The organism is Nostocoides jenkinsii Ben 74, assembly GCF_001046875.1.
Classification (GTDB): domain Bacteria; phylum Actinomycetota; class Actinomycetes; order Actinomycetales; family Dermatophilaceae; genus Nostocoides_A; species Nostocoides_A jenkinsii.
In genome coordinates this window covers 397,411-421,643 of the sequence record NZ_HF571038.1, presented here as the reverse complement: position 1 = coordinate 421,643, position 24,233 = coordinate 397,411, and the positions used below count along the sequence as shown (strand labels likewise).

General features: G+C 69.1%; 22 protein-coding genes and 4 tRNA genes. 12 read left to right on the top strand and 14 right to left on the bottom strand.

Annotation, left to right across the window (positions count from 1 at the left end):
* The first annotated feature begins 34 nt into the window (after positions 1–34).
* The 6 genes from BN13_RS01900 to BN13_RS01875 all read left to right on the top strand — a co-directional run bounded on the left by BN13_RS01900 (position 35) and on the right by BN13_RS01875 (position 5,605).
* Positions 35–1,156, top strand: coding sequence for a glycosyltransferase (locus BN13_RS01900; RefSeq protein ID WP_235433903.1), 1,122 nt, complete (start codon positions 35–37; stop codon positions 1,154–1,156).
* Positions 1,153–1,719, top strand: coding sequence for a hypothetical protein (locus tag BN13_RS01895; protein WP_048543970.1), 567 nt, complete (start codon positions 1,153–1,155; stop codon positions 1,717–1,719). The genes BN13_RS01900 and BN13_RS01895 overlap by 4 nt, the downstream gene beginning before the upstream one ends.
* Positions 1,720–1,789: 70 nt before the next feature.
* Entirely contained in the window at positions 1,790–2,737 is a 948-nt protein-coding gene (locus BN13_RS01890; protein WP_048548763.1) for a glucosyl-3-phosphoglycerate synthase, read from the top strand.
* Positions 2,737–3,603, top strand: a complete 867-nt coding sequence (gene folP, locus BN13_RS01885; RefSeq protein WP_048543967.1) for a dihydropteroate synthase — start codon at positions 2,737–2,739, stop codon at positions 3,601–3,603. Before BN13_RS01890 ends, folP begins: the two co-directional genes overlap by 1 nt.
* Positions 3,604–3,629: 26 nt before the next feature.
* A complete protein-coding gene (locus BN13_RS01880) occupies positions 3,630–4,292 on the top strand; it encodes a class III extradiol ring-cleavage dioxygenase family protein (RefSeq protein WP_048543966.1) in 663 nt (220 codons plus the stop codon).
* A gap of 92 nt (positions 4,293–4,384) precedes the next feature.
* The gene (locus tag BN13_RS01875) at positions 4,385–5,605 is read left to right on the top strand and encodes a globin domain-containing protein (protein ID WP_048543964.1); all 1,221 of its coding nucleotides are present in this window, start codon (positions 4,385–4,387) and stop codon (positions 5,603–5,605) included.
* A gap of 42 nt (positions 5,606–5,647) precedes the next feature.
* On the opposite strand, the gene BN13_RS01870 is transcribed toward BN13_RS01875, so the two are convergent.
* The 9 genes from BN13_RS01870 to BN13_RS01830 form a co-directional block, all read right to left on the bottom strand.
* Positions 5,648–5,721 (bottom strand) — tRNA-Phe (locus tag BN13_RS01870).
* A gap of 62 nt (positions 5,722–5,783) precedes the next feature.
* The gene (locus BN13_RS01865; protein WP_235433902.1) at positions 5,784–7,829 is read right to left on the bottom strand and encodes a SulP family inorganic anion transporter; all 2,046 of its coding nucleotides are present in this window, start codon (positions 7,827–7,829) and stop codon (positions 5,784–5,786) included.
* A gap of 158 nt (positions 7,830–7,987) precedes the next feature.
* A tRNA-Asp gene (locus BN13_RS01860) sits at positions 7,988–8,061 on the bottom strand.
* Between the two features lie 20 nt (positions 8,062–8,081).
* Positions 8,082–8,154, bottom strand: a tRNA-Glu gene (locus BN13_RS01855).
* 169 nt (positions 8,155–8,323) lie between these two features.
* A complete protein-coding gene (locus BN13_RS01850) occupies positions 8,324–9,379 on the bottom strand; it encodes a PHP domain-containing protein (protein WP_048543962.1) in 1,056 nt (351 codons plus the stop codon).
* A gap of 3 nt (positions 9,380–9,382) precedes the next feature.
* The gene (locus tag BN13_RS01845) at positions 9,383–10,213 is read right to left on the bottom strand and encodes an SDR family NAD(P)-dependent oxidoreductase (RefSeq protein WP_048543959.1); all 831 of its coding nucleotides are present in this window, start codon (positions 10,211–10,213) and stop codon (positions 9,383–9,385) included.
* Between the two features lie 59 nt (positions 10,214–10,272).
* Positions 10,273–11,478 (bottom strand): cysteine desulfurase-like protein, encoded by a 1,206-nt coding sequence (locus tag BN13_RS01840; protein WP_048543957.1) that lies wholly within the window; start codon positions 11,476–11,478, stop codon positions 10,273–10,275.
* Positions 11,479–11,594: 116 nt separating this feature from the next.
* Entirely contained in the window at positions 11,595–13,031 is a 1,437-nt protein-coding gene (locus BN13_RS01835) for a GuaB1 family IMP dehydrogenase-related protein (RefSeq protein WP_048543955.1), read from the bottom strand.
* Positions 13,032–13,041: 10 nt separating this feature from the next.
* Complete coding sequence (locus BN13_RS01830; RefSeq protein WP_048543953.1) at positions 13,042–13,428, bottom strand: hypothetical protein; 387 nt, start codon at positions 13,426–13,428, stop codon at positions 13,042–13,044.
* A gap of 228 nt (positions 13,429–13,656) precedes the next feature.
* On the opposite strand from BN13_RS01830, the gene BN13_RS01825 reads away from it, so the two are divergent.
* Positions 13,657–14,913: a DUF445 domain-containing protein gene (locus BN13_RS01825; RefSeq protein ID WP_048543951.1), complete on the top strand. Its 1,257-nt coding sequence runs from the start codon at positions 13,657–13,659 to the stop codon at positions 14,911–14,913.
* A gap of 353 nt (positions 14,914–15,266) precedes the next feature.
* Here the strand turns inward: BN13_RS01825 and BN13_RS01820 are convergent, their stop codons facing one another.
* On the bottom strand, positions 15,267–15,905 hold the full coding sequence (locus BN13_RS01820; protein WP_048543949.1) for a hypothetical protein: 639 nt from the start codon (positions 15,903–15,905) through the stop codon (positions 15,267–15,269).
* A 51-nt stretch (positions 15,906–15,956) separates the two neighbouring features.
* Entirely contained in the window at positions 15,957–16,328 is a 372-nt protein-coding gene (locus BN13_RS18210) for a TFIIB-type zinc ribbon-containing protein (protein WP_084733505.1), read from the bottom strand.
* A 67-nt stretch (positions 16,329–16,395) separates the two neighbouring features.
* Between BN13_RS18210 and BN13_RS01810 the strand changes: the two genes are divergently transcribed.
* Both BN13_RS01810 and BN13_RS01805 read left to right on the top strand, forming a co-directional pair.
* Positions 16,396–17,133, top strand: coding sequence for a B3/B4 domain-containing protein (locus BN13_RS01810; RefSeq protein WP_048543947.1), 738 nt, complete (start codon positions 16,396–16,398; stop codon positions 17,131–17,133).
* 511 nt (positions 17,134–17,644) lie between these two features.
* Positions 17,645–18,697, top strand: coding sequence for a hypothetical protein (locus tag BN13_RS01805; RefSeq protein WP_162199897.1), 1,053 nt, complete (start codon positions 17,645–17,647; stop codon positions 18,695–18,697).
* 25 nt (positions 18,698–18,722) lie between these two features.
* Here the strand turns inward: BN13_RS01805 and BN13_RS01800 are convergent.
* Positions 18,723–18,794: transfer RNA gene (locus BN13_RS01800), tRNA-Lys, on the bottom strand.
* A gap of 269 nt (positions 18,795–19,063) precedes the next feature.
* Between BN13_RS01800 and BN13_RS01795 the strand changes: the two genes are divergently transcribed.
* From BN13_RS01795 to BN13_RS01785, 3 genes are all read left to right on the top strand, one after another.
* Positions 19,064–21,619: a sunset domain-containing protein gene (locus BN13_RS01795; protein WP_048543943.1), complete on the top strand. Its 2,556-nt coding sequence runs from the start codon at positions 19,064–19,066 to the stop codon at positions 21,617–21,619.
* Between the two features lie 232 nt (positions 21,620–21,851).
* Entirely contained in the window at positions 21,852–22,070 is a 219-nt protein-coding gene (locus BN13_RS01790; RefSeq protein WP_048543942.1) for a hypothetical protein, read from the top strand.
* Between the two features lie 188 nt (positions 22,071–22,258).
* A complete protein-coding gene (locus tag BN13_RS01785) occupies positions 22,259–23,236 on the top strand; it encodes a pirin family protein (protein ID WP_048543940.1) in 978 nt (325 codons plus the stop codon).
* Positions 23,237–23,331: 95 nt separating this feature from the next.
* Here BN13_RS01785 and BN13_RS01780 read toward each other — a convergent pair whose 3' ends face one another.
* Both BN13_RS01780 and BN13_RS01775 read right to left on the bottom strand, forming a co-directional pair.
* Positions 23,332–23,769 (bottom strand): hemerythrin domain-containing protein, encoded by a 438-nt coding sequence (locus BN13_RS01780; RefSeq protein ID WP_048543938.1) that lies wholly within the window; start codon positions 23,767–23,769, stop codon positions 23,332–23,334.
* Positions 23,770–23,773: 4 nt separating this feature from the next.
* Entirely contained in the window at positions 23,774–24,148 is a 375-nt protein-coding gene (locus BN13_RS01775; protein ID WP_048543934.1) for a cupin domain-containing protein, read from the bottom strand.
* Between the last annotated feature and the right edge of the window lie 85 nt (positions 24,149–24,233).

Sequence of the window (24,233 nt, the reverse complement as noted above, 5' to 3'; positions counted from 1 at the left end):
AGGTCACCGGACGCCGCCGGAAATTCTAGCTCAGGTGGGACCTGCCGATGAGGTCGTCGGGAGTGGGGTCGCGTGGGATGATCGGCGCACCATGACGTCCTCTGCACCCCTGGTACTCCTGATGTCGAGCAATGGCGCCGGCATGGGTCACCTCACCCGCCTTCTGGCGTATGCCGCGCGCCTCCCCGAAGACGTCCGTCGCTACGTGTTGTCGATGTCCCAGGCGGTCCCGGTGGTCGCGCAGTACGGCTACCGCTACGAATACCTTCCCTCGGCCGGGTCCCTGGGGATGGCGGCCTCGGCGTGGCAGCCGCTCTTCGAAGAGCGCCTCATCGAGACGATCGGCCGGGTCGCGCCCGACCTCGTGGTCTTCGACGGAACCCACCCCTACACCGGCATCGATGCGGCACGGGCGGCCTTCCCGGACACGCGCTGGGTGTGGTCGCGACGAGGAATGTGGAAGCCCGGACTCAACGTCGATCAGCTGGCCAAGACCTCGTGGTTCGACGAGGTGATCGAGCCCGGTGACCTCGCGGCTCCGTATGACGAGGGTGCGTCCGCGAGTGCCCTCGCCCACCGGGTGGGACCGGTGACGCTGGCCGACCGCGACGAATTGCTGCCGCGCGCCGAAGCCCGGGCCCGTCTCGGGTTGCCGGCCGACGGCCCCATCGGCCTGATCGCCCTCGGCGCCGGCAATATCAATGACACCAGCGGTGACGTCGGTGCGGCAGCGGCCGCGCTGCGGGCCGCCGGGTGCGCGGTAGCCGTCACCCAGGTCGACATCGCCCGGTCCGCCGTCGGCGGGGATGTGCACGCGGTTCGGGCCTACCCGCTGGCCCCGTGCTATTCCGCCTTCGACGTGGTCATCGCGGCCGCGGGCTACAACTCCTTCCACGAGTTGCTGCGCCTTGGCATCCCCACGGCGTTCGTGCCCAATCGGCATACGTCCTTGGACGACCAGGACGCGCGGGCTCGGTATGCCGCGGACCAGGGCTGGTCGGTCCGGTTGGAGCATGTCACGGTCGACTCGGTCAGCCAGGCGTTGTGGCGATTGCTCGATCACGGCCGAGAGATGGCCGACCGCGCGGTCGCGGCCGATCCCGGCAATGGCGCCGCCGCCGGCGCCGCCCGTTTGATGGAGGTGCTGAGGTCGTGAGTGCCCCGAATTGGCTCAAGGCGACGGCGCGCACGATCCGCAACTCGGACCGCCTGACCAGCGCCACCGACCGCGTTTTCGGTGCGGTGCAAGGGAATCGGGTGCTGGTCGATGTCGCCACGCGGGTTTTCGCCTGGGACGCGGCCGTGCCGGTCGTCTTCCTCGACGCGGGCAAGCCCTTGGCGGGGCTCGCCGAGCCCGAGCGGTTGCCGATCATCGTCATCGACGCCATCGGCGCCGGTGACCACCTCGACGACGTCCTCGCGGAGGTCTCCGACCTGCAAGCGGAGACGCGCGGGTTCCGGCCCGTGCTCCTGCTGGACCAGCCGGCGTTCGGGGCGGCCCGGGCATACGGCTATCCGGTGGAACTGGTCATTCCGGAAGACGAGTGGGACTTCGCCGGGGAGTGGGCGGACTATGTGGCGCGGCGGCGCGCGATGATGCTGGCCCGGTATCGGGCGTGGACGATCGTCGCGGTCCTCGACGGCCGGCTCGAACCGACCGGGCGCCGGTTGCTGGCCCAACTCGCGGACTACCGGCCCTGGGAAGCCCGCAAGATCTAAGACACCCCACGGGCGGGGGCAGCCCACGAACGAGGCTCGGGCTCGGCGGCCGGTGGTTACAGTGGCAGACGTGACCGAACCCGCCGTGCCACCGATCCGGCGCTGGTCGGACTATCCGGTCGAGTCGTTGTTGGCCGCCAAGGGGGACCAGCGGCTGAGCGTTGTCATCCCGGCCCGGGACGAGCAAGACAGCGTCGGCGACGTTGTGGCGGCGCTGCGGCACGCTTGGGTGGAGCAGACACCGCTGATCGATGAATTGGTCGTGATCGACAGCGACTCCGTGGACGACACGGTTGAGGTGGCCCGAGCCGCGGGCGCGATTGTTCACTCCGCCAAGGACATTCGACCGGACCTGGGGCCCGCCGAGGGCAAGGGCGAGGCCCTGTGGAAGGCGTTGCACGTCGTCACCGGCGACGTCCTCGCGTTTATCGACGCCGACCTGGTGGAGTGGGGGAGCCACTTCGTCCCCGGCCTCGTCGGGCCCCTGCTGACTGACCCGACGGTGCAGCTGGTGAAAGCGGTCTACGACCGCCCACTGCTCGACGCCGCGGGCCAGGAGGCCGAGTCCGGTGGACGGGTCACCGAACTGGTCGCCCGGCCCCTTATCGCGCTGCACCGGCCGGCGCTGTGCGGCATCGTCCAGCCGCTGGCCGGGGAGTGGGCGATCCGACGGGACGTCTTCGCCTCCCTCTCCGTGCCGACCGGGTATGGCGTGGAGATCGCCGCCCTGATCGACATCGCCGACCGCTTCGGCGCGGGCGCCATCGCGCAGGTCGACCTCGGGCGGCGGGCCCATCGCAATCGCCGCCACGACACCCTGGGACCGATGGCCGTCCAGGTGCTCGCCGCCGCAGAGGCGCGCTGCGGAGTGCGGCCGGTGCCGGCTGTGCCCACCCACGTCGAGCTGACCCAATTCGTCCGCGGCGCAGCGGGTTTCGAGCCGCACGTGCGCCGCCCTGCGATCGGTGAGCGCCCACCCGCTTGCGACGTTCCCGGCTATCGGCGCGGAGGCGAGTGATGGTCGAGTTCCGGCTCGGGCGGCATACGTATGCCGCGCACTCCCGCCTCGTGATGGCCATCGTCAATCGCACCCCCGACTCCTTCTATGACAAGGGGGCGACCTGGGCGGCGGACGCGGCCAAGGACCGCGTGCGGCAGGTCGTCGACGAGGGAGCCGACATCGTCGACATCGGCGGGATCAAGGCGGCACCGGGCGCCGAGATCGACGCCGCCGAGGAGATGTCCCGGGTGGTGGACTTCGTGGGGTGGGTGCGTGCGGCATACCCGGAGCTGGTGATTTCGGTGGACACGTGGCGCGCCGAGGTAGGGCGTGCCGTCTGCGCCGAGGGGGCGGACCTGCTCAACGACGCCTGGGGCGGGGCCGATCCGGACCTTCCGTCGGTGGCGGCGGAGTTCGGCGCGGGGCTGGTCTGCACGCACACGGGCGGGGTCACCCCACGCACCCGGCCGTTCCGCGTGGAGTATGACGATGTCGTCGCCGACATCCTCGAATCCGTTGTGGGACAGGCGGAACGAGCCGTCGCCGTGGGGGTCGCCCGCGACCGCATCCTGATCGATCCGGCGCACGACTTCGGCAAGAACACCTGGCATTCGCTGGAGGCCACCCGGCGGCTCGGCGAGCTCGTCGGGACGGGGTGGCCGGTGCTGGTCTCGTTGTCCAACAAGGACTTTGTCGGCGAGACGCTGGACCGACCCGTTGGGGAGCGGCTGACCGGGACGCTGGCGGCGACGGCGATCTCGTCCTGGCTCGGCGCACAGGTCTATCGCGTGCATGAAGTCGCCGAGACCCGGCAGGTGCTCGACATGGTGTCGACCATCGCCGGCGAGCGGCCGCCCGCCATCACGACGCGAGGGTTGCAGTGATGGGCGTAAGGATGGCTGAGGTGGGGATGACAGGCCCGGTTACCGAGGGTGCGGAGCCGATCTCCGGCGTCATCGCGGCCTTGGTGTTGCCCTCGCCGCCCATGCAACTGCCGGAGTATGTCGGTGCCGCTGACCCCGCCGCGGCCATCCGGGAGCGCTCGGCTGCGGCACTGGCCGACCTGCTCGCCCGGCATCCGAAGGCACAGGTGGTGGTGGTGTCCGGGCGGGAGCGGGCCGCGCGACATACGAAAGGATCGGTGGGGGAGCGGGTCGGGCGCCTGCTGCTCGCCCAAGTGGGGTGGGCCGGGTCAGTGCGGTCCGTGGACCTGCCATTCGATGCCTGCCCCGATGAGATCGAGGCGGCTGTCGCCGCTGTGGCCGGGGTGCCTGCCTCGGCGACAGTGCTTCTCATACCCGCCGATCTGAGCGCCAAGCGGACGGAGAAGGCGCCCGGGCACCTGGACCCGCGGGCGGCGGCCGTGGACGACGGGGTGCTCGCGGCCCTGGCTTCCGGCGACGACGCGGCGCTGCGCGCCCTCGACCCGGCCTTGTGCGCGGACCTCTGGCTCACCGGTTGGGCGGCGCTGCAGGTGTTGGCGCGCTGTCTTCCCCAGCCCGGGTCGGCGCGGGTGGTGTGGTCGGGTGATCCATACGGCGTGCTCTACGTCCTGGCCCGGTGGGGGCGCTGACCCGCGGGATCAGTCGCACGATCAGTCGCACGTAATGGTGTCATTCGATAGTGTCTTCAGGTCAGGACTATCCACTTCACAGGGGGATCACCATGAAGTTGTCTCCGGCTTCTGAAGCAGTTGTCCGTGCCACGGCCGCAGCCGTCGCGGAGAACGCCGAAGCCATCACCCGCGCGTTCTATCCCGACATGTTCGCCGCGCACCCGGAACTGATGCGCGTCTTCAACGCGGCAAACCAGGCCATCGGGGAGCAACCGAAGGCCCTCGCTGCCTCGGTGGTTGCCTACGCCGTCAACCTCATCGATCCCAACGCCCCGGACTTCACGCCGGTCCTTGCCCGGATCGCGCACAAACACGTTTCTTTGGGCATCCAAGCGCAGGAATACACGATCGTCGGTCATCACCTGATGAAGGCAGTCGGTGCCGTCCTCGGCGATGCCGTCACTCCGGAAGTGGCTGCTGCCTGGGACGAGGTCTATTGGCTCTTCGGGTGCGCTCTCATCGCGGAGGAGGCCAAGCTCTATGCTCTCGGCGGCACTGATCCTGCGAACCCGTGGCGGACCTACCGCGTCGTCGAGCGGGAGGAGGAGAGTGAGGACATCTTCTCGCTTCTCCTCGCTCCGGTCAGCGGAGAAGCTCCGCGACACCGCACCGGGCAATATGTGGCCCTCGGCGTGGACCTGCCGGGCGGCAAGCGTCAACCGCGGCAATACACCATCTCTTCCGGCCCACGTGGTGACACGATCAGGGTGACGATCAAGCGGGTGCACGGCATCGACGGCGCGCCAGATGGCGAGGTGTCGAACTGGTTGGGCGATAACGCCATACCGGGGACGCGTCTGGACGTCTCACAGCCTTGCGGTGACGTCGTTCTGGACGACTCCGACGACCCGGTGGTTCTGGTCAGCGCTGGCATCGGGATCACGCCGGTGGCCGCGATTCTTGAAGACCTCTCGCGACGTCAGCCGGACAGGACCGTGCGGCTGTTCCACGCTGATCATTCCCACACCACCCACACGCTTTATCCCGCTCTGCGCCGTCAGGTGCTTGCGATGACCGATGCGAGGGCGCAAAACTGGTATGAAGTCGGTGCCGAGTCCGCCCCAACGCTGCACCCGGCCAAGGCCGGGACGATGGACCTCAGCGGCGAGGACATCCCGGAGAACGCCGTCGTGTTCATGTGCGGGCCCTTGCCCTTTATGAATGCGGCCCGAAAGGCGTTGATTGCCAAGGGTGTCAGTCCAGAGCGGATCCACTACGAGGTCTTCGGGCCGGACTTGTGGGCGCAGAATCCCGACACTGCCCAAGACTGACCACAGGCCGTGGATCGTTGATCCACGGCCTGTGTCTTGCCGTGGCTAGGGACGGGGTCGAACCGTCGACCTTCCGATTTTCAGTCGGATGCTCGTACCAACTGAGCTACCTAGCCGAGGCGCCGGATCGCTCCGGCCCGGCAACTATACCCGGATGCCGTGGGGCCACCAAAGCGGCCTATTCCTCGTCCTGTCCGACCGGTTCCGGCGCGGGTTGCGCGGGCACGAGGTGGGTGCCGGCCCAGGCGACATAGGCCTCCTCGACGACGGGCAACGTGGGGAAGAGCATGTCCTCGCCGATGACGTCCACGACCCCTGCCTTGCGCAGCGGAATGTAGAGGTCTTGGCGAAGGCGCACCAAGCCCAGGCGCACGCCCTGCGCCGCGAGGTCGGCGTGCAGGTCCTTCAATCCGTCACAGGCGGTGATGTCGACCTCGGTGTTGGCCTCGACGTTCAGGATGAACCAGCGCGGCGGCGCTTCGGGGTAGGACGCGAACTCCTTGTCCACGACGCGCTGGGCCCGACGAAGCAGGTCGCCGACATTGGCGAAGAAGAGCGGGGCCTCGTAGCGGTAGATCACCAGGCCGGGCAGGGTTTCGGCGTCGGCGTAGTCCGCGGTGTCGTGCATCCCGGCGAGGCCGGGGACACGGCCGAGGACGGCGTCCTTCGGGCGGGCGAGCCGCTGAGCCATTTCCAGCAGCGAAATGGCGATGGCGACGCCGATGCCCATCAGCAAGCCGAGCCAGATCGTCCCGACAAGGGTGACGCCGGCGAGCAGCACCTCGCGGCGGCGGAAGCGCCACATCCTGCGGACTTCGCTGCCCTTGATGAGCTTGGTCGCGGCATACAGCACGACGGCTCCGAGCGCCGCCTGGGGGAGTTGCGCCATGAGGGGACCGGCGATGAGAAGGACCAGCACGACGCATACGGCCGAGACGAGCGAATAGACCTGGGAGTGCGCGCGGGAACTCAGCGCCAGGGCGGTGCGGGAGCCGGAGGAGGAGACCGGGAAGCCGCCGAAGAGGCCGACGCCGGCGTGGACCCCGCCGAGGGCGACGAGTTCGACCTGCGGGTCGACGGCGCGCTCGCTGGGACGTTCGCCGGCGATCTCGGGCGAGGGGAAGCCGCGGGCGGCGAGCATGTTGTCGCTGTAGGCCAGCAGGGCCACGCCGAGGGCGGGGAGCGCGAGGGCCTGCCATTCGGTCGCCGAAAGCAGTGGGAGACTGGGCAGGGGCAAGCCGTTGGGGACGTCGCCGACGACGCGCACGCCCTGGTCGGCGAGGTTCATCGTGGCGGACGCAATGGTGGCGCAGGTGACGGCGATCAGCGCCGCGGGCCACCGCGGCCGCAGCCAGTGGATGAGGAAGATGAAGGCGGTGGTCGCTGCGGCGACATAGAAGGTCATCGGGTGGGTGGCACCGATGTGGGCGAGGAACGAGCGTGCTTGCTCGATGATGGAGTGTCCCCCTACATCGGTCCCGGTGAGCTTGCCGAGCTGGCCGACGACCATCAGGATCGCGGCGCCCGCGAGGTAGCCGACCAGCAGTGGCTGCGAGAGCAGGTCGGCCAAGACACCCAGGCGGAAGATACGCGCGAGGAACAGCCAGGCCGCGATCAGCAACGACAGTGCCGCACTCATGGCGATGATCCGCGCCGGGTCCGCACCGGGGCCGGCCACTTGGGCGACGGCTGCGCCCGTGAGCAGCGCGATCGTCGACTCCGGGCCGACAGACAGAATGCGGGAGCTGCCCATGAAGGCATAGATGACCAGCGCCACCAGCGCGGTGTAGAGCCCGTAGACAGGCGGCACCCCGACAATCGCCGAATAGGCCATGACCTGGGGGATGAGGTATGCCGCGACGGCCAGCCCCGCGATGACGTCGCCTCGCAGCCAGGCCCGGTCATAGCGCTTGGTGAGGAAGTGGAGGCCGGGGGTGGCTGCGGCTAGCACTTGGACAACCCAAGGTGTGCGCTGGGGGTTGAGGTCGTAGTCGATCGCGTGGTGACGGGCGAGTTCGCCTGCGGGGGTGACGCTGGGAACCGGGTCGAGGTGCTGCGCAAACGGGACGTTGGTCTCGCCGCCGAGCCGTCGCTTGGGCCGCACCGGCCGCATGGGTCGGGCGCGCCGGAGCGTCAGATCACCCAGCGGGCGGACGGTTCGCGGCGGCATGGGCTCGTCGGCGTCGGTCCCCGCACCGCCTGCCTGGCCAGTCTCGCCGTTCACCGAAAACCCCTGTCTGATTCACCTTCTGTTCACCCGAAATGTAGACCCGCGTCCCGCCCGCGCCGAAATGGGGCGGAGACGAACAAGCGAAGACGAAGAACGGGCGGCCTCCCGAGGGAGACCGCCCGTGTTCATCTGACTGCGTTCGCATTCAACTGCGACCCCGACGGGACTCGAACCCGCGACCTCCGCCGTGACAGGGCGGCGCGCTAACCAACTGCGCTACGGGGCCTTGACGTGCAAGGCCTTGCGTATCCCCAACGGGATTCGAACCCGTGTTGCCGCCGTGAAAGGGCGGAGTCCTGGGCCGCTAGACGATGGGGACCCGATCCACTCGGGACCCCGGCCGCTTGCGAGCTCGGGCTCGGTGATCCGTCGAGGACTCCGAAAGCATAAGGGTCACCCCGCGGAACTCCAAACCGAGTGTCCCCAAACCGGATCCTGCTGTGGCTGGGGCTCCTGTGCCAGGACTGGGCTGGCTGGGGCTGGGGCGGTCATGGCTCAGGCGCTGCCCAATCCCGCAACCGGTCTGCGCTCCACGTGGTGATGATCCGCTCAGCGGAGATGCCAAGACGCTCGGCGCGCTGCGCGCCATACGCCTTCATATCGAGTTGCCCGGGCGCATGAGCATCGGAGTCGATGCTGAACAGGCAACCGATGTCCTTGGCCAGCAGGATCAACTCGTCCGGCGGGTCGCAGCGCTCGGGACGGGAGTTGATCTCGACCGCCGTGCCGGACTCCGCGCACGCCTCGAACACTGCCCGCGCGTCGAACTCACTCTGCGCCCGGGTGCCGCGGCTGCCCGTCACGAGTCGGCCGGTGCAGTGGCCCAAGACGTTGACCCGCGGATTGCGCACGGCCGCAGCCATCCGCTTGGTCATCGGAACACGATTCATCTTCAGCTTCGAGTGCACGCTGGCGACGACGAGGTCGAGCTTGGCCAACATGGCCGGCGTCTGATCAAGCGAGCCGTCGTCGAGGATGTCGACCTCGATCCCCTTGAACAGCGTGAAGGTCCCGCTCAACGACGCCGTTATGGCATCCACGATCGCGATCTGCTTCGTCAGCCGCTCGACGGACAGCCCGTTGGCCACCCGAAGTTGCGGGGAGTGATCGGTCAGGACGAGCCAGTCGTGCCCCGTCTCGACGGCCGTGAGCACCATCTCCTCGATCGGGGAGCCGCCGTCGGACCAGTTGGAGTGGCTGTGGCAATCGCCGCGGAGCGCGGCATACAACTCCTCCCCACCCTCCACCAGCGGCGCGCCCGCGCTGTCCTGGAGCGTGGCGAGGTAGGCGGGCAACTCGCCGTCGAGCGCCTGGCTGATAACGCCCGCAGTCGCCTTGCCGATGCCGGGCAACTCCTGGACCGACCCAGCCGTATGCCGCGTCGCGAGTTCCCCGGCTGGCAACGCCGCGATCGTGGCCGCCGCCTTCCGGAACGCCTCGACACGGTAGGACCCGGCGCGGGTGCGTTCGAGCAGAAAGGCAATGCGCCGCAACGCCTCTCCGGGCTCGACCGGGGCGCTCAGCGGTGGGACGAGGGCGACCATGGATCAGCGGAACTGCCGGCCGATGATCGCGTCCCACACGCGGTCGCCGCCGAGCCGTCGGGCATGCACCATCGCCCGCGCGGCCGGCGTGACCAGGTAGCGCGACTTGGGCGCCTGCGCCTCGACCGCCTTGAGGATGGTGCGGGCCACGGCTTCCGGGCCGACGGACAGGACCTTGCTGGCATAGGCGTCGGCGTTGACGGCCTGGACCTTGGTGACCAGTGCGGCATACGGAGAGTTCGGATTGTCCACGGCCGCAGAGGAATTGATGCTCTCCTCGAAATTCGTCCGGATCGGGCCCGGCTCGATCAGGCTCACCGCGATGCCGAACTCGCGCACTTCGTTGCGTAGGGCGTCGGTCAGACCTTCGACGGCGTACTTGGTCGCGTGGTAGTAGCCGCCCACCGGGAACGCGATCCGCCCGCCCATCGACCCCACGTTGAGGACGAGGCCGCCGCCGGCCGCCCGCATGCCGGGCAGGCACAGTTGGGTCAGTCGGGCCAGGCCGAAAACATTGGTCTCGAACATGCGGCGCACGGCGTTGAGGTCGGTCTCTTCGATGGTGCCGTACTCGCCATAGCCCGCATTGTTGATCAGGGTCCCGACGCTGCCGTGCGCCTGCGACACGGTCGCCACCGCGGCTCGCATCGACTCCTCGTCGGTCACATCCAGTCGTATGGTGCGCGCCCCCGCCGCGGCCAACTCGGCGAGGCTCTCCTCGCGTCGGGCGGTCGCGTAAACCGTGTAGCCGGCCTTGACCAGCAGGTCGGCACTCGCGCGACCGATGCCGGTCGAGCAGCCGGTGATCAGGATGGGATTGCGATGCTGAGGCACCTTGTCAGCCTAATGCGGGGCGCCGACAGTGGCCCCTGACAGGAGCACTCACCGCGTCGTCACAGGAGCAGGTCGCGCAGGGCGTCCAGCAGGCGGCCGATGTCGTCCTCGTCGGTATAAGGCGCGAGGCCCACCCGTACGCCGCCCGCATCGCCTAGCCCGAGGTGACGCGAGCACTCGATGGCATAGAAGTTGCCGGCGGGCGCATTGATCTCGCGGGTGGCGAGTTCGGCGCGCAGGGCCTGGCTGTCCCAGCCGGCAACCGTGAAAAGCAGTGTGGGAGTTCGCCGTTGGGCGTTGGAATAGACCGTCACCCCCGGCAGGTCACGCAGCGTCTCCTCCAGCAGCGTGCGCAGGTGCCGCTCATGCCGATGGATGGCCGCATAGGCCGCGATCAACCGATCGCGCCGGCTGCCGGCGCGCGTCCCGGCGAGGTCGGCGTGAAAGTCGATCGCCGCGGTGACCCCCGCCATGAGTTCGTATGGCAGTGTCCCGAGTTCGAAGCGCTCCGGCACCTCGGTGGTCGAGGGCAGCAGCTTGTCGGGCTGGAGTTGCTCCAGCAGGGCCGGGTCGGCGACCACGACGCCGCAGTGCGGGCCCAGGAATTTGTATGGCGAGCACGCCCAGAGATCCGCACCACTCGCCGGAAGGTCGACCGTCTCGTGGGCGGTGTAGTGGACGCCGTCTGCGTAGACCAGGGCGCCGCTGCGCTCGTGAACGAGGCTGGAAATCGCCGCGATGTCGGGCATGGTCCCGATCAAATTGGAGGCCGCGGTCACGGCGACCAGCCGTGTCCTGGCGGTGAGGTGGGCGGCGATATCCCCGGGGTCCAACTCGCCCGTCGTCGGATCAAAATCGGCGAAGCGCGGCAGTGCCCCGACCGCTTCGGCTGCCTGCACCCACGGCCGAACGTTGGCGTCGTGGTCGAGGCGGGTCACCACGACCTCGTCACCGGGCTGCCACCCCTTGGCCAACGTCCGCGCGAAGTCGTAGGTCAGATCGGTCATCGACCGACCCACGACGACCCCGCGTGGGTCCGCCGCCAGAAGGTCCCCGAGTGCCGCGCGACAGTGCGCGACCGCGTCCTCCGCGCGCCGCTCGGCCCGGGTGATCGTGCCGCGGTTGGCAATTGCGCTGGTCAAGGTCCGCGCCACCGCGTCGCCCACGGAACGGGGCGCTTGCGTGCCGCCCGGGGCATCGAAGTGCGCCGCCCCCTCGGCCAACGCGGGGAAGTGCGCTCGGACGGCCGCCACGTCATACGTCATGACGTGACCCTAGTGACTGCCCCACGTAGTGACTGCCCAACGTAGTGACTGCTCCCGAGCGGGTGCGCGGGCTGGGGCGCGCGGCGTCGAGCAGCCTGCGGGGTCGCAAGTTCCGCTCACCAGGACGTATGCAGGGGCCTCCCTTCGGCGAAGCCGGCCATCGACTGGACCCCGACAACGGCCCGCTCCGCGAACTCGGCCACGGACGCCGCGCCCGCGTAGGTGAACGACGAGCGCACTCCGGCGGTGATCGAGTCGATCAGGTCCTCCACGCTCGGGCGGGCGGGATCGACATACATGCGGGCGTGGCTGATGCCCTCCTCATAGATCGCCTTGCGGGCGCGATCGAAGGAGGTCTCCGCGGCCGTGCGGTTGGCTACAGCGCGGGCCGACGCCATCCCGAACGACTCCTTGTAGGAGCGGCCGTTCTCGTCGGTGAACAGATCGCCGGGGGACTCCAACGTCCCGGCGAACCACGATCCGATCATCACATTGGAGGCCCCCGCCGCGAGCGCCAACGCGACGTCGCGCGGATGGCGAACCCCGCCGTCCGCCCACACATGCTTGCCGGAATCCCTTGCGGCAGTGGCGCATTCGAGAACCGCCGAGAACTGTGGCCGACCGACTGCGGTCATCATCCGGGTCGTGCACATCGCCCCCGGCCCGACCCCGACCTTGACGATGTCGGCGCCGGCGGCGATCAGATCGCGCGTGCCCTCGGCGGTCACGACATTGCCGGCGGCGAGCGGGACGCCGAGGTCCGCGTCACGCACCGAGGCCAAGGCGTCGAGCATTTTCTGCTGATGACCGTGGGCCGTGTCGAGCACCAACAGGTCGCACCCGGCCTCGACCAGCGCACGGGCCTTGCCCGGCACATCGCCATTGATACCCACCGCCGCTGCCACGCGCAAGGCGCCGGACGCATCGACATTGGGACGATAGATCGTGGCCCGCAGCGCTCCCTGCCGGGTCAGGATGCCGACCAGCGTCCCGTCGTCGCGCACCACCGGCGCCAGCCGGTGCCGCGACTGCGCCAACCGGGCGTAGGCGTCCTCGGGAGCAACTCCGGCCGGCAACACCGTCAACTCCGTCGACATCACCGAACTCACCTGAGCGAACCGGTCGACCCGCGTCAGATCGGCCTCGGTCACCAACCCCACCGGTCGATCGTCGACGACCACAACCGCGGCGCCGTGGGCCCGCTTCGTCAGCAGGACCAGGGCCTCGCCGACCGTCTGCTCCGGACGCAGCGAAATCGGGGTGTCGAAGGTCAAATCCCGCGACTTCACCCACCGGATCACGTCGGCGACTACCGCCTGAGGGATGTCCTGCGGGATCACCACGAGCCCACCCCGCCGGGCCACTGTCTCGGCCATCCGCCGCCCCGCAATGGCCGTCATATTGGCCACGACCAGCGGAATCGTCGTCCCGGACCCATCGGCGCTGGCGAGATCGACGTCGAAGCGGCTCGTCACCGTCGATCGACTCGGCACGAGGAAAACATCGTCATAGGTCAGGTCGGCCCCGACGGCCGGATGGGAGACGAATCGCATGCCGGGGAGCTTAGGCGGCGGCTCCGACATACCCCCTGGTTGAGCCCTTCCCCGGGGAGGACGTGCCGCTCAAGGCAGCAGCGTCATCGCGTCCAGGATGCGTATGCCGAGTTCCCGGTCCCCCCTCGATCGTCACCTCGGCGTCGTCCGGCAGGGTGGCGAACGTCCGCCGCCCTGCGCAAAGCAGGGTGAGGGCGGCGCGATTGCGTTCGAGGGTGACCGCGGCGTGGCCGGCCCCCTCCGAGTCGGCCGGCTCGCAGCGGCCGTCCTCGGAGATGACATAGGCGGTCGCGATGTCCTCGGCGACCACGCGCAGCACCGTGCCCACCGGTGGCGCGACCTTGCGCCCGATGACATAGGGGATACCCGCCGCGAAGCTCGTGGCGGTGACCGCCACGCCGAAGGTCGTCAGCGTCGGGCGGCTCCCCAGCCGCTCGGAGAATGTCCTGCTGATGGACCCAGATGTCGATCGCGCGGTTGCGCAGGAGCGTGCGGTTGTCCCAGGTGAGGTTCCCGATCTGCTGCGGGGGCTTGCCCGTGGGAATCCTGGGTGCGGCCGGGCCGTTGATGTGGCGGGTTCGCGACGGAAGGGCCGCCGCGCACCGAGGTCGGGGAGGATGACCACGTGAGTTTCCTGACGGAGTCGCCGGCCGATGCCGCTCGCCGCGCCGGATTGCGGCGGATGCGGATCATCGCGACCTCGCTCCTGGTGCTGGCCTTTGTGGTCTTCGTGCTCACCAACAAGCACCAAGACGGTGGCTGGGGATACGTCCATACGGCTGCCGAGGCGGCGATGGTGGGCGCGCTGGCCGACTGGTTCGCGGTCACGGCACTGTTCAAGCACCCGCTCGGGCTCCCGATCCCGCATACGGCCCTGGTGAAGAAGCGCAAGGACGAGCTGGGCCGATCGCTGGAGGAGTTCGTCGGGGACAACTTCTTGACCGAGGACATCGCCCGCGAGCGCCTCGCCGCGGCCAATGTCGGCATCCGGCTGGGCACGTGGCTGGGGGAGCCGGCCCACCGGCAGCGGGCCTTGGAGGAGGGCGCCAAGATTGCGACCGTCGCCCTGAATCGGATGCGCGACGAAGACGTGCATGACTTCGTCGAGCAGGTGCTCATGACGCGCCTGATCAAGGAGCCGGCGAGCCCGATCATCGGCAGCTTCCTGGCCGGGATCATCGACGACGGCGCGCACCACGGGCTGGTCGACCTCGGTCTTGGGGAGATCCACGACTGGCTGGTCGAGAACCCCGAGGTGTTCTCGACGCTCATGAACGAGCGCGCCCCCTGGTGGACCCCGCCGTGGGTCGACGGCCGCGTCATCAACTGGACCTACCAGCAGGCGCTGGCGTGGGTGCAGGACATGCGCTCGGACCCCGACCATCGCGCCCGGCAGGCGCTCGACGGGCTGCTGCGCCAACTCGCGACCGACCTGCACGAGAACCCCGAAGTGCAGGCGCGCGCCGAGGCGCTGAAGGAACGCGTACTTACCCACCCCCAAGTGGGGATCACGGTGGGCTCGCTGTGGGCGTCCGTGCGGACGTCTTTGCTGGCCGCGCTCGCGGACCCCACGAGTTCTTTGTGGGAGCGCGGCGACGCCTGGCTCGCCGAGATCAGCCACATGTTGCTCACCGATGACGAGACCCGGGGGCGCCTGGAGGGTCACCTCGCCGACATCGTGGCGTTCTTCGTCAATACGTATGGCGATGAGCTTGCCACGGTCATCTCCACCACCGTGGATCGCTGGGATGCCGACGAGGCCTCGCAGCGCATCGAGCTGTTCGTCGGCCGCGACCTTCAGTTCATCCGGATCAACGGCACCATCGTCGGGGCCCTCGCCGGGCTGGTGATCCACGCGATCGGGCAGGCGCTCGGGTCCTGAGTGCGTGCGGGGTCCTGAGTGCGTGCGGGACGTGCTGCGCGTTGAGGGCCGGGCCCTTGCGTGACCCACGCAACCAGCATCGCCCCCGCCGGATCGGCGGGGGCGATGAGGTTGATACGCCGGACCGGGAGCGCCTCACGGCGCGTGGCCGCTCGTAGCGGCTATATGTTGGGACCCGGGGCTGCCGCGGTCCGGCGCAGCGACAACGTTAACGCACATCGGCCGCCGGATTCTTCCCGCGCTTAGAGCTCGGTGGGTGACTCAGGATCTCGTGGGGTACTTACGCGTCGCTCGGGCGACAGCGAAATACCCCACGACCGCTCTGCGTCCGGGACAGGCGTTGTGTCGCCGCGTCAGAGCAGGGCGCCGGCGCGCCAGGCTGCCGCGGCGGCATCGAGGTCACGGGCCGTGGTCAGCAAGGTGGCCGCCTGCTCGGTCTCCCGCGTCGCCAGTTGCGGGTCGTAGGCGTCGGTGTCATGCGCCAGCTCCGCGCGGCCTGCCGAGATGACGCGGCAAAAGGCCGCGGCGCGCTCCAGCGCCACGGCGAGGTCACCGCGATAGACGCGCCGGAGAATCTCGTCTACGAGAGCTCGTAGCTCGTCGGGACCCGGGGGTTCTGCGGGACCCGCGACGACGTGGTTGACCTGGGCGTGGCGCATGCCCGCGGCATACTCCCGGCTGGCGGTGGTGGGGGAGCGACCCACCCACTCGCGCAGCGCATAAAGGCGCCACAGCGCCCCGGGAAGGGTGCCGGCCGGCATGACGGACCAGAGTTCGGCGATCGTGTCGAGGCCGAGTTCGTCCACGAGGGCGACCAGGCGCGCGGTGACGTCGGGGTCGGCGACGGTGCGGCCCACCCCGAGGACGATGGCGGCACTGTGATGCGCGACCTCGGTGACCTCGGCGGGGCCGGGGGTGGTCCCGGCATACTTCGTCATCGCTTCGAGGCTGAGGTGGGCGGGACGGCGCGGACGATCGCGCCCGGGAGGCATGCTCACGACGTCAGTTTCGCAGGCGACGGCGCCATCGGCGCGATGAGCGGGTCAGTCGTCGAAGAGTTCGGAGAGGAAGGACCGACGCCTCCGGTGGCCGTAGTAGCCCTTGCTCGTGGCATAGCGCGGCGCCTTCGAGTACGTCCGGTAGGGCGCCTGGCCATACGCCTGAACCGGCGGCTGCTGGTATCCCCGGCCGTCCTGGATGCCGGGCTGCGGGGCGGGCGACTGCTGGGCCATCGGCTGCTGGGGCGCGGGCGGGGCGCTCTGATTCCACGCGGTCTCCGCGGCCACCAGAGCCTCCAATTCGCCGCGGTCGAGGAACAGCCCGCCGCAGCCGGTGCACTGGTCCACGAGAACGCGATTGCGCTCGTAGGACCGCATCGCGGAGCCACACTTCGGGCACGTGAGGGAGGTCGTCATGCCCCGAGAACGGCGGTGGCCGCGGCCGGGTTCCCGCGGTGGTGCCCCATCCCGAAGAATGATTTGTATGGCGATCCCCCACCTCGATTCCACGTCCGCCTCGTCCTGGCTCGACGGTGCTCACGTCGAGGAGTCCGTATGGGCGCTTCGGCCGGACTATGTGGCCGTGCTGATGGTGGCCACGGGCCTGACGCCGGGGCCGTCGGATGCGGCGAGCGAGGCGGTGTTGCGCGAGGCCGAGGCGTCGGCGCGGGCGATGGTGGGTGACGGGTTGCCCGAGGCGGTCGGGCATGTCGCGGCCTGGCGGGAGGCGTATCGGGGGTTCGGCGCGAAGCCGCAGCGGACCCGGAGTTCCGTCGAGGCTCTGCTTCGGCGCGTGGGGGATGGGCTGCCGAGGATCGACCGGCTGACCGATGCCTATAACGCGGTGTCGATCGCGAACGCCACGCCCCTGGGGGGTGAGGATCTCGAGGCGTATGCCGGTCCGCTCCGGTTGGTACGGGCTCGCGGGGACGAGGAGTTCGAGGTGATGTCCGGTGGCGCCCGCGCCTCGGAGCCGCCCGAGCCGGGGGAGGTCGTCTGGCGCGACGACCTCGGTGTGACCTGCCGCCGGTGGAACTGGCGGCAGTGCGTGCGGACCCGGTTGACCGAGTCGAGCACGTCCGCGGTGTTCATCTGCGATGTGTTGGACGTGGAGCCGGGGGACGCCGTGTTGCGGGCCGCCACCGTGCAGGAGGACCTGGTGGCCTCGTTGGAAAGAGTGAGCCCGGGCGTGGACCTCACCACCCGGACGTTGCGAAGGTGAGGCGAGGTTGGGTGAGGGCCCACGAGGTGCGGTAAGGGGCCGCTTGGTGAGGTTAGCTAGGGACTTCTCGGTCGTCACCGGGTCGCCGACTTCCCGCGGACGCAATAGAGTCGCAGGGACGCAATAACTATTGCGTCCGCGAGACGTTATTGCGTCCGCCGCGTCGCCTCGGGGCGCTTCGCCTCGGTGTGCCGACCTGTACCCGACCCTGGAAGGTCTCATGCCAGCGCCAATTCGCACTTCCCACGCCGTCGTCGCCTCGCCGCCGCAGGGCGACCTGCCCGTTGGTGCCCTCAGTCGCCGGACGACGCTGTCCGGGCTGGCCGGACTGGCGGTTCCAGCCTCAGGCATGCGAGCACCCGGTCTTGAGTTCGGCAGGACCTACACGTCACGCGGACGATCCCTGAGCTCTCTAAGGAATATGTTCGGGGTCAACGTCGTGACATCGACCGCCTCAGGCCCCTATGGGCAGCGCGAAACGGTCCTCCGGGCGCTGAAGGATCTTGGTGCCGTGTGGATCCGCTCTCGAATCCACACCGGCAACAAGGGTCAGGTGGCCTTCGTGAACCAGCTTGCCGCGAATGGGATCAAGACCAACGGACTGATCGACCTCCCTGGCAAACGGGATACTCCTGAGGCGCTGGTGGCTCTCGTGGCGTCGTCCATGCCTGGGGCGATGATGAGCTTGGAAGGGCCGAACGAGTGGAACCTGCAGGGCGGCTCCGATTGGGTTGCTGAGCTGGTCTCCCATCAGACGCGTTTGTGGAATGCCGCCAAAGCCAATCCGGCGACGCGCAATCTCGCCGTCGTCGGACCGGCCCTGGGAATGCGGACCGGATATGCGGAGTTCGGCAACCGGTCTTCGATCATGGACTGGGGCAATATCCATCTGTACACCGGTGGCTACGTGCCTGGCTACCGAACTGACGACGTCCTGCGGGACGAGCGCACAGTATGTGGCTCCAAGCCCATCATCGTCACGGAGACGGGGTGGCACAACGCCTCGGATTGGCACGGACCGCACTACTACACCCCCGAAGATGTGGCCGGCATCTATGCCCCCCGGCTGTGGCTTGAGTACTTCATCCGGGACGTCCCCAAGCTGGCCATCTATGAACTGTGCGATAACCCGGCTGGTCGAAACCTGCGGGAGCACCACTTCGGGCTGTTGCGGGGAGACCTTTCGCGCAAGCCGGCTTTCCAGTCGTTCGCAAACATGAACGCGATCATGCTGAAGACGGCTCGGCACCGCGGGCCCTCAGGTGCGCCCCTCACCTTCTCCGTCCGGAGCGGACCCAGCGACCTGCGCTCTGCCCTTCTCGCCGGCAACAACGGCGCCTTCCTGCTGTTCCTCTGGCGCTCTAATGCGTCGATATATGACCCCGTCTCGCGCCGCCGCCTGACGCCGCAGCCAGCCACGGCGACCATCGAGTGGGAGTCGCCGCGTCGCGTGACGCGCTATTCGCCGGCTAGGAGCGCAACCAGCACGCAGTCGGAGGTCACGAAGAGATCGTCGGTGACCCTGGGCGGAGAACTGCAAATCCTGGAGATTCGCCCGGTCTGATCCGGTCGGAAGCATGGCCTTCAAGTGGGCCCCGTGGGGCTCGAACCCACAACCTACGGATTAAAAGTCCGCAGCTCTGCCATTGAGCTAGAGGCCCTACGCCGGTGCTATGCCGGCGCACGCAACCGGATCGAGGACCGGTTCGCGCGCACTTAGGGTAGCCCGACCCGGGGAGGGGCGCGCGCGGCATACGGGTGGGAACGTCGCCGGGTCGGGGCGCTCGGAGGCACCGCAAGGTGAAGAGGGCGACCCCTCACCCCCCACGGGTGATGCCGGGGGGAATAAGGTCACGCCATGACGTGGTGGACATCACCATTTCGCTCGTTTGGGCGTTGGCGCCGACGCCCTGCCCGCACAGGAGGATCCGTGTCCGGTCGCAATGTCGTTCTGCTCCTCATTTTCCTGGCATTCCTGGGCCTTGTGTGGTGGTTGATCAAGTCATCGCGGCGCTCGTCGCAGCCGTCGGTCATGCACTCCGACCCGATCGACCCCGCGGCATACCGGCCGGCCTCCGTCGATCTTTCGTCGGCGGGGAGTGCTCCGGTGGCGGGGGCTGCCGGGGTGGGTATGGCCGCTGGGGCGGCCCCCGAGTACCAGGCAGGGGCGGGTATGCCGCTCGCCGACCCGATTCCCGCGGCGGGCGCCCGTGAGGGTGACTGGGATGACCCGACTGTCGGGGACGGGGTTGCTGCGCAGGCGGCCGCTGCCGAGTCGAGTTCCGGCGAGCCGGCAGGCGGCGAGTGGTGGCAGCGTGACGAGGCCCGGGAGGGGCTCTCGACGAAGACGGAATCGTGGGCAGCGCCGGAGCCGCCCAGCTACGAGGCACCGAGCGTCGGCGAGGTTGCTTCCACAGGCGCGTGGGCAACGGAGCCCGCGACAACAGGGGAGGTTGAGATGGGTAAGAACGACGACGGCACCTCGTGGCGTGACCGGTTGACGGGTCACCACGACGGCGAGAGCCTGATCGAGAAGGGGAAGGAGTTCTTCTTCGGGGAGGACGACGCTGCCCGCCGGGACGCGGACGTGGACGCAGTGGCGGCGGGCGATCTGGGGGATGGCGAGTCGGTCGTGGTAGCCGACGACGCGGCACGGGTGGTGGACGAGTCTGCGGTGGCTGAGGCTTCGGTCGATGAGGCGTCGGCCGATGAGGGTGGCCGGCTGGGCGATGTCGCGGCTGGGGCTGCCGGCGCGGGCGCGGGCGCGGCGGCTGCGGGCACGTACTGGGCCAGCCGCAACGTGTCCGACGACGAGACGCCCGCGGATCTCGCTGAACTTTCCGAGACCCTGGAGAATCGTCCCGAGGTGTCGCACGACGATGTCGTAGCCGAGGTCGTCTCGACCGGCGACGCGGGTGCTGATGGCGGCGCTGACGCAGGTGCCGACGGTGGCGCGGCGGGTGAGGTTGGCGCTGATGGTGGCGCAGACGCGGGTGCTGATGGTGGCGCGGCTGGTGAGGTTGGCGCCGACGCGGGCGCTGATGGCGGGGCTGATGCGGATGCCGATGGTGCCCCCTTCGTCGTCGCTGACCCGGACGGCGAACCTGCTGACCGGGCTGACTCGATCCCTGTGGCGCTGAACGTCGACAGCGGCGATGCGGGTGCTGATGGTGGCGCTGACGGTGGTGCTGCTGGTGAGGTTGGTGCGGATGGTGGCGCCGACGCGGGCGCGGCCTACGCCGATGGCGGGGTAGCCCCGATGGTCGAGGACGCCGACGTTGCCCTGACGTGGGATGGCGTTGAAGGCACGTCGCAGGACCCCACCGCCGAGATCATCGAGACTGTGCCCGCCGAGGCGGCCGCGGTCGAGCCCATCGGTGACGCTGGCGCCGATGGCGGTGCCGACTCCGGTGCTGACGGCGGCGCGCTTGGTGACGCGGGTGCTGATGGTGGCGCCGACGCGGGTGCTGATGGTCTCGCGGCGGGTGAGGTTGGCGCTGATGGTGGCGCCGACGCGGGTGCTGATGGTGGCGCGGCGGGTGAGGTTGGCGCTGATGGTGGCGCCGACGCGGGCGCGGCCTACGCCGATGGCGGGGTAGCCCCGATGGTCGAGGACGCCGACGTTGCCCTGACGTGGGATGGCGTTGAAGGCACGTCGCAGGACCCCACCGCCGAGATCATCGAGACTGTGCCCGCCGAGGCGGCCGCGGTCGAGCCCATCGGTGACGCTGGCGCCGATGGCGGTGCCGACTCCGGTGCTGATGGTGGCGCTGACGCGGGTGCTGACGGCGGCGCGGTTGGTGAGGTCGGTGCTGATGGTGGCGCTGACTCCGGCGCTGATCGTGGCGCGTCTGGTGAGGTCGGTGCTGATGGTGGCGCGGACGCGGGCGCGGCATACGCCGATGGCGAGGTTGCCCCGATGGTCGAGGAGGCTGACGTGGCGTTGGTTTGGGACGGGGTCGAGGGCACTGCTCAGGACCCGAACGCCGGCATCGCCAGCCCCGCTGCCGACGCCGCGACTGACGACGGCTCCTCCGACGACTCGGCGGGGAGTGACGCGCCGGCATACGTCGCTGCGGGTGGCGCCGCCGCGATCGGCTATGCGGCCGCCTCGTCGGCCGACTCCGGCGAGGGAGATCCGCTCGGCGATGACCTCCCGGCGGCCCCGGCCGCGGACTTGGAGGCGGGCGCCGAGGTGTATGGCGAGTCCGAAGATGCCGGGCAGTCCGCCTGGGATGCACCCGGCATGAGCGGCGACGCCACGGGCCACGAGCACGCGGTCGTCGACGGCGGCTGGAGCGTCGGTTCCGCCGCTCCCAACGAGGACGGCTGTATGCCGCTCGGGCACCCCATCAAGGGCGTCTTCGCGTACGGCATGGTCTACCAAGTGCCGGGTTCGGACTGGTACGACGCCACCGAGGCGGACGTCTGGTTCACCGACGAGGACGCCGCCCAACGCGCCGGCTTCCACCGCGGCGAAGGCTAAGTCATCAAGTGGGTCGTCGTCTGGCAACACCCTGACCGACGAACTTGAGCACGCCGTAATGATTTGAGCACGCCTTCCAAGGCGTGCTCAAATCATTACGGCGTGCTCAAGTTCGGGGGCGGGGCGGCCGGGCGGCTCGGGTGCCATCAGTCACACCGGCAGCTGGACGCCACGAACGGCTCGTCGCGGGTAGAGTTAGCGACAGTTACCCACTGGTAGTTAGGAGAGGCCCATGGCCCGCTACGACGTCAACACCACCACGATGGCTCAGCTGCTGGATGACCCCGAGGTCGTCGCGATCTTCGAGAAGCACTCGCCCGGCATCACCTCCAACCCGATGATCGGCATGGTCAAGCCGATGTCGGTCGCGCAGGCGATGGGCATGGCCGGTGCGATAATGGGCGCCGACACCGTCGAGGCGATCAAGTCGGAGGTCGACGCGCTCGCCTGAGCCTCCCCATACGCGCACGAGAACGTGCACGAGAACGGCCCCACCCGAGCACGGGTGGGGCCGTTCGACGTCCCCCTCGCCGCTACCCAGCCGATGCCTGCCCGTCCCAGTCAGCCGAACTCGTCCCGATTCGCCGAACCGACCCCTTTCGAGGTATAGTTGAAAACGAAATAGTTAAGGAGCACACCGTGCCTGCTGTCACCGCCACCGACCTGACGGTCCTGCCGACCGTCAACCAGCCGTCACCCACCGCACGCAAGCGGCCGGTCATCTCTCTGACTGAGGCCCCGTCCGGGTATGAGGGCGAGGGCTTCCCGGTCAAGCGAGCCTTCGCCGGGGTGGACCTGCGCTATCTCGACCCGTTCATCATGATGGACGAGATGGGCGAGGTGAACTACGCCCCGGGCGAGCCCAAGGGCACCCCGTGGCACCCGCACCGCGGCTTCGAGACCGTCACCTACATCATCGACGGCACCTTCGATCACCAGGACTCCCATGGCGGGGGCGGGCGCATCAGCAATGGCGCAACCCAGTGGATGACCGCCGGCTCCGGCTTGCTGCACATCGAGTCGCCGCCGGAGGAGTTAGTCGTCTCGGGCGGCTTGTTCCACGGCCTGCAACTCTGGGTCAACCTCCCCCGCGCGCAGAAGCTCGTCACGCCCCGTTACCAGGACCTCGGCGCCGAGCGGACCACCCTGCTGAGCTCCCCCGATGGGGGCGCCTTGGTCCGCGTCATCGCGGGTGAGGTAGCCGGCCAGACCGGGCCGGGCGCGACATACACCCCGATGACGATGATCCACGCGACCCTCGCCCCGGGCGCCCGCCTGGAGCTGCCGTGGCGGACCGATTTCAATGCCTTGGTGTATGTCATGAGTGGCCGGGGTGTCGTCGGCGCCTCGGACACGCCGATCTCGGCCGGGCGACTCGCGGTGCTCGGTGGCGGGGATGCCATCTCCCTCGGCGCGCTCTCTTCGGCGGATGGGCAGGGCCAGCGCGGCCTGGAGGTCGTCATCCTCGGTGGACAGCCGATTCGCGAGCCGATTGCGTGGGCCGGGCCGTTCGTGATGAACACCAAGGCCGAGGTCATGCAGGCGTTCGAGGACTACCAGCGCGGCGCCTTCGGCCACAGCCTGCCGCACCACGAGGGCGCCCAACTGGCTGGCTAGTCCCGCGGGAGAACATTTGGAATACCAATAGGACCGGCGGGAACGGTCAAACCGGCCATTCGGACCTCGCTCGGTATTCCAATTGCCCGCAGGGGTCAGGCTGGGGGCGGGGTGAGCGCCTCGATGCGCTCCCAGTCGGGCCCGCTCATGGCGATATGCGCGGCGGGGAACAGCCCGTTGTCCTCGCGGTCGATGTGGTGCTGCAGGGTGTGCTCGAACTCGGGGTAGCGGTCATGCGCCCCCGCGGCGATCCGCTCCAGCAGATCGTCGAGACTGGCGTGCTCCGCGCACAGGCTCTCGATGTGGTCGGTGAAGAGGTCGTCCTCGCGCATCACTGCGAAAAGCCCGACTTCCTCCGAGACCGTATGGGGGTGCAGCAGCTCCCGCATGATCGTCGCCGCCGCGACCACCTCCTCGGCGTCGCGGGCGGTGCACCCGGCCCGCAGTCGCGTCAGCGCGTTGCGGATCTCCGTGTGCTCGGCCATGAAGCGGCCGATGATGGTGATCGCCTCGCAGCCGCAGTAGGAGCACATGCGGTCAGTTCGCCAGCGCCACCGTCAGCAGGAAGGCGGAGTCTTCCAGTGCGTCGACGGAATGCCGCTCCGGGGGGATGGCGACGACTTGGCCCGCCGAGACGAACCACTCGGCGGCATCCCCGGCATACAGCCGGATCCGGCCGCGGAGCACGTGCAGGGTCGCCGCGGGCGGCGAGGAATGCTCGGCGAGCCCGCCCCCGGCGAGGATCGCCATCAGGACCGCGCGCTGCTTGGTCCCGTGTATGACGAGCCGACTCGCCTTGCGCTGCAGGTCGTTTCGCGCGGCCTCCAGGAGTTCATCGGCGAGCGTGGAGAGGTCGAAGACGCCCTCCTGCTGCTCACCGGGTTCGCCGCCCTGCCAGGGTTCGGGGGTCATGACTTGCCTTTCGTCGGGGTGCGGCTGAGCTCCGGCTTGTCCCAGCCGCGCTGAGGGGCTCGGCTGCCGCCCGCCGCTCGGTTGT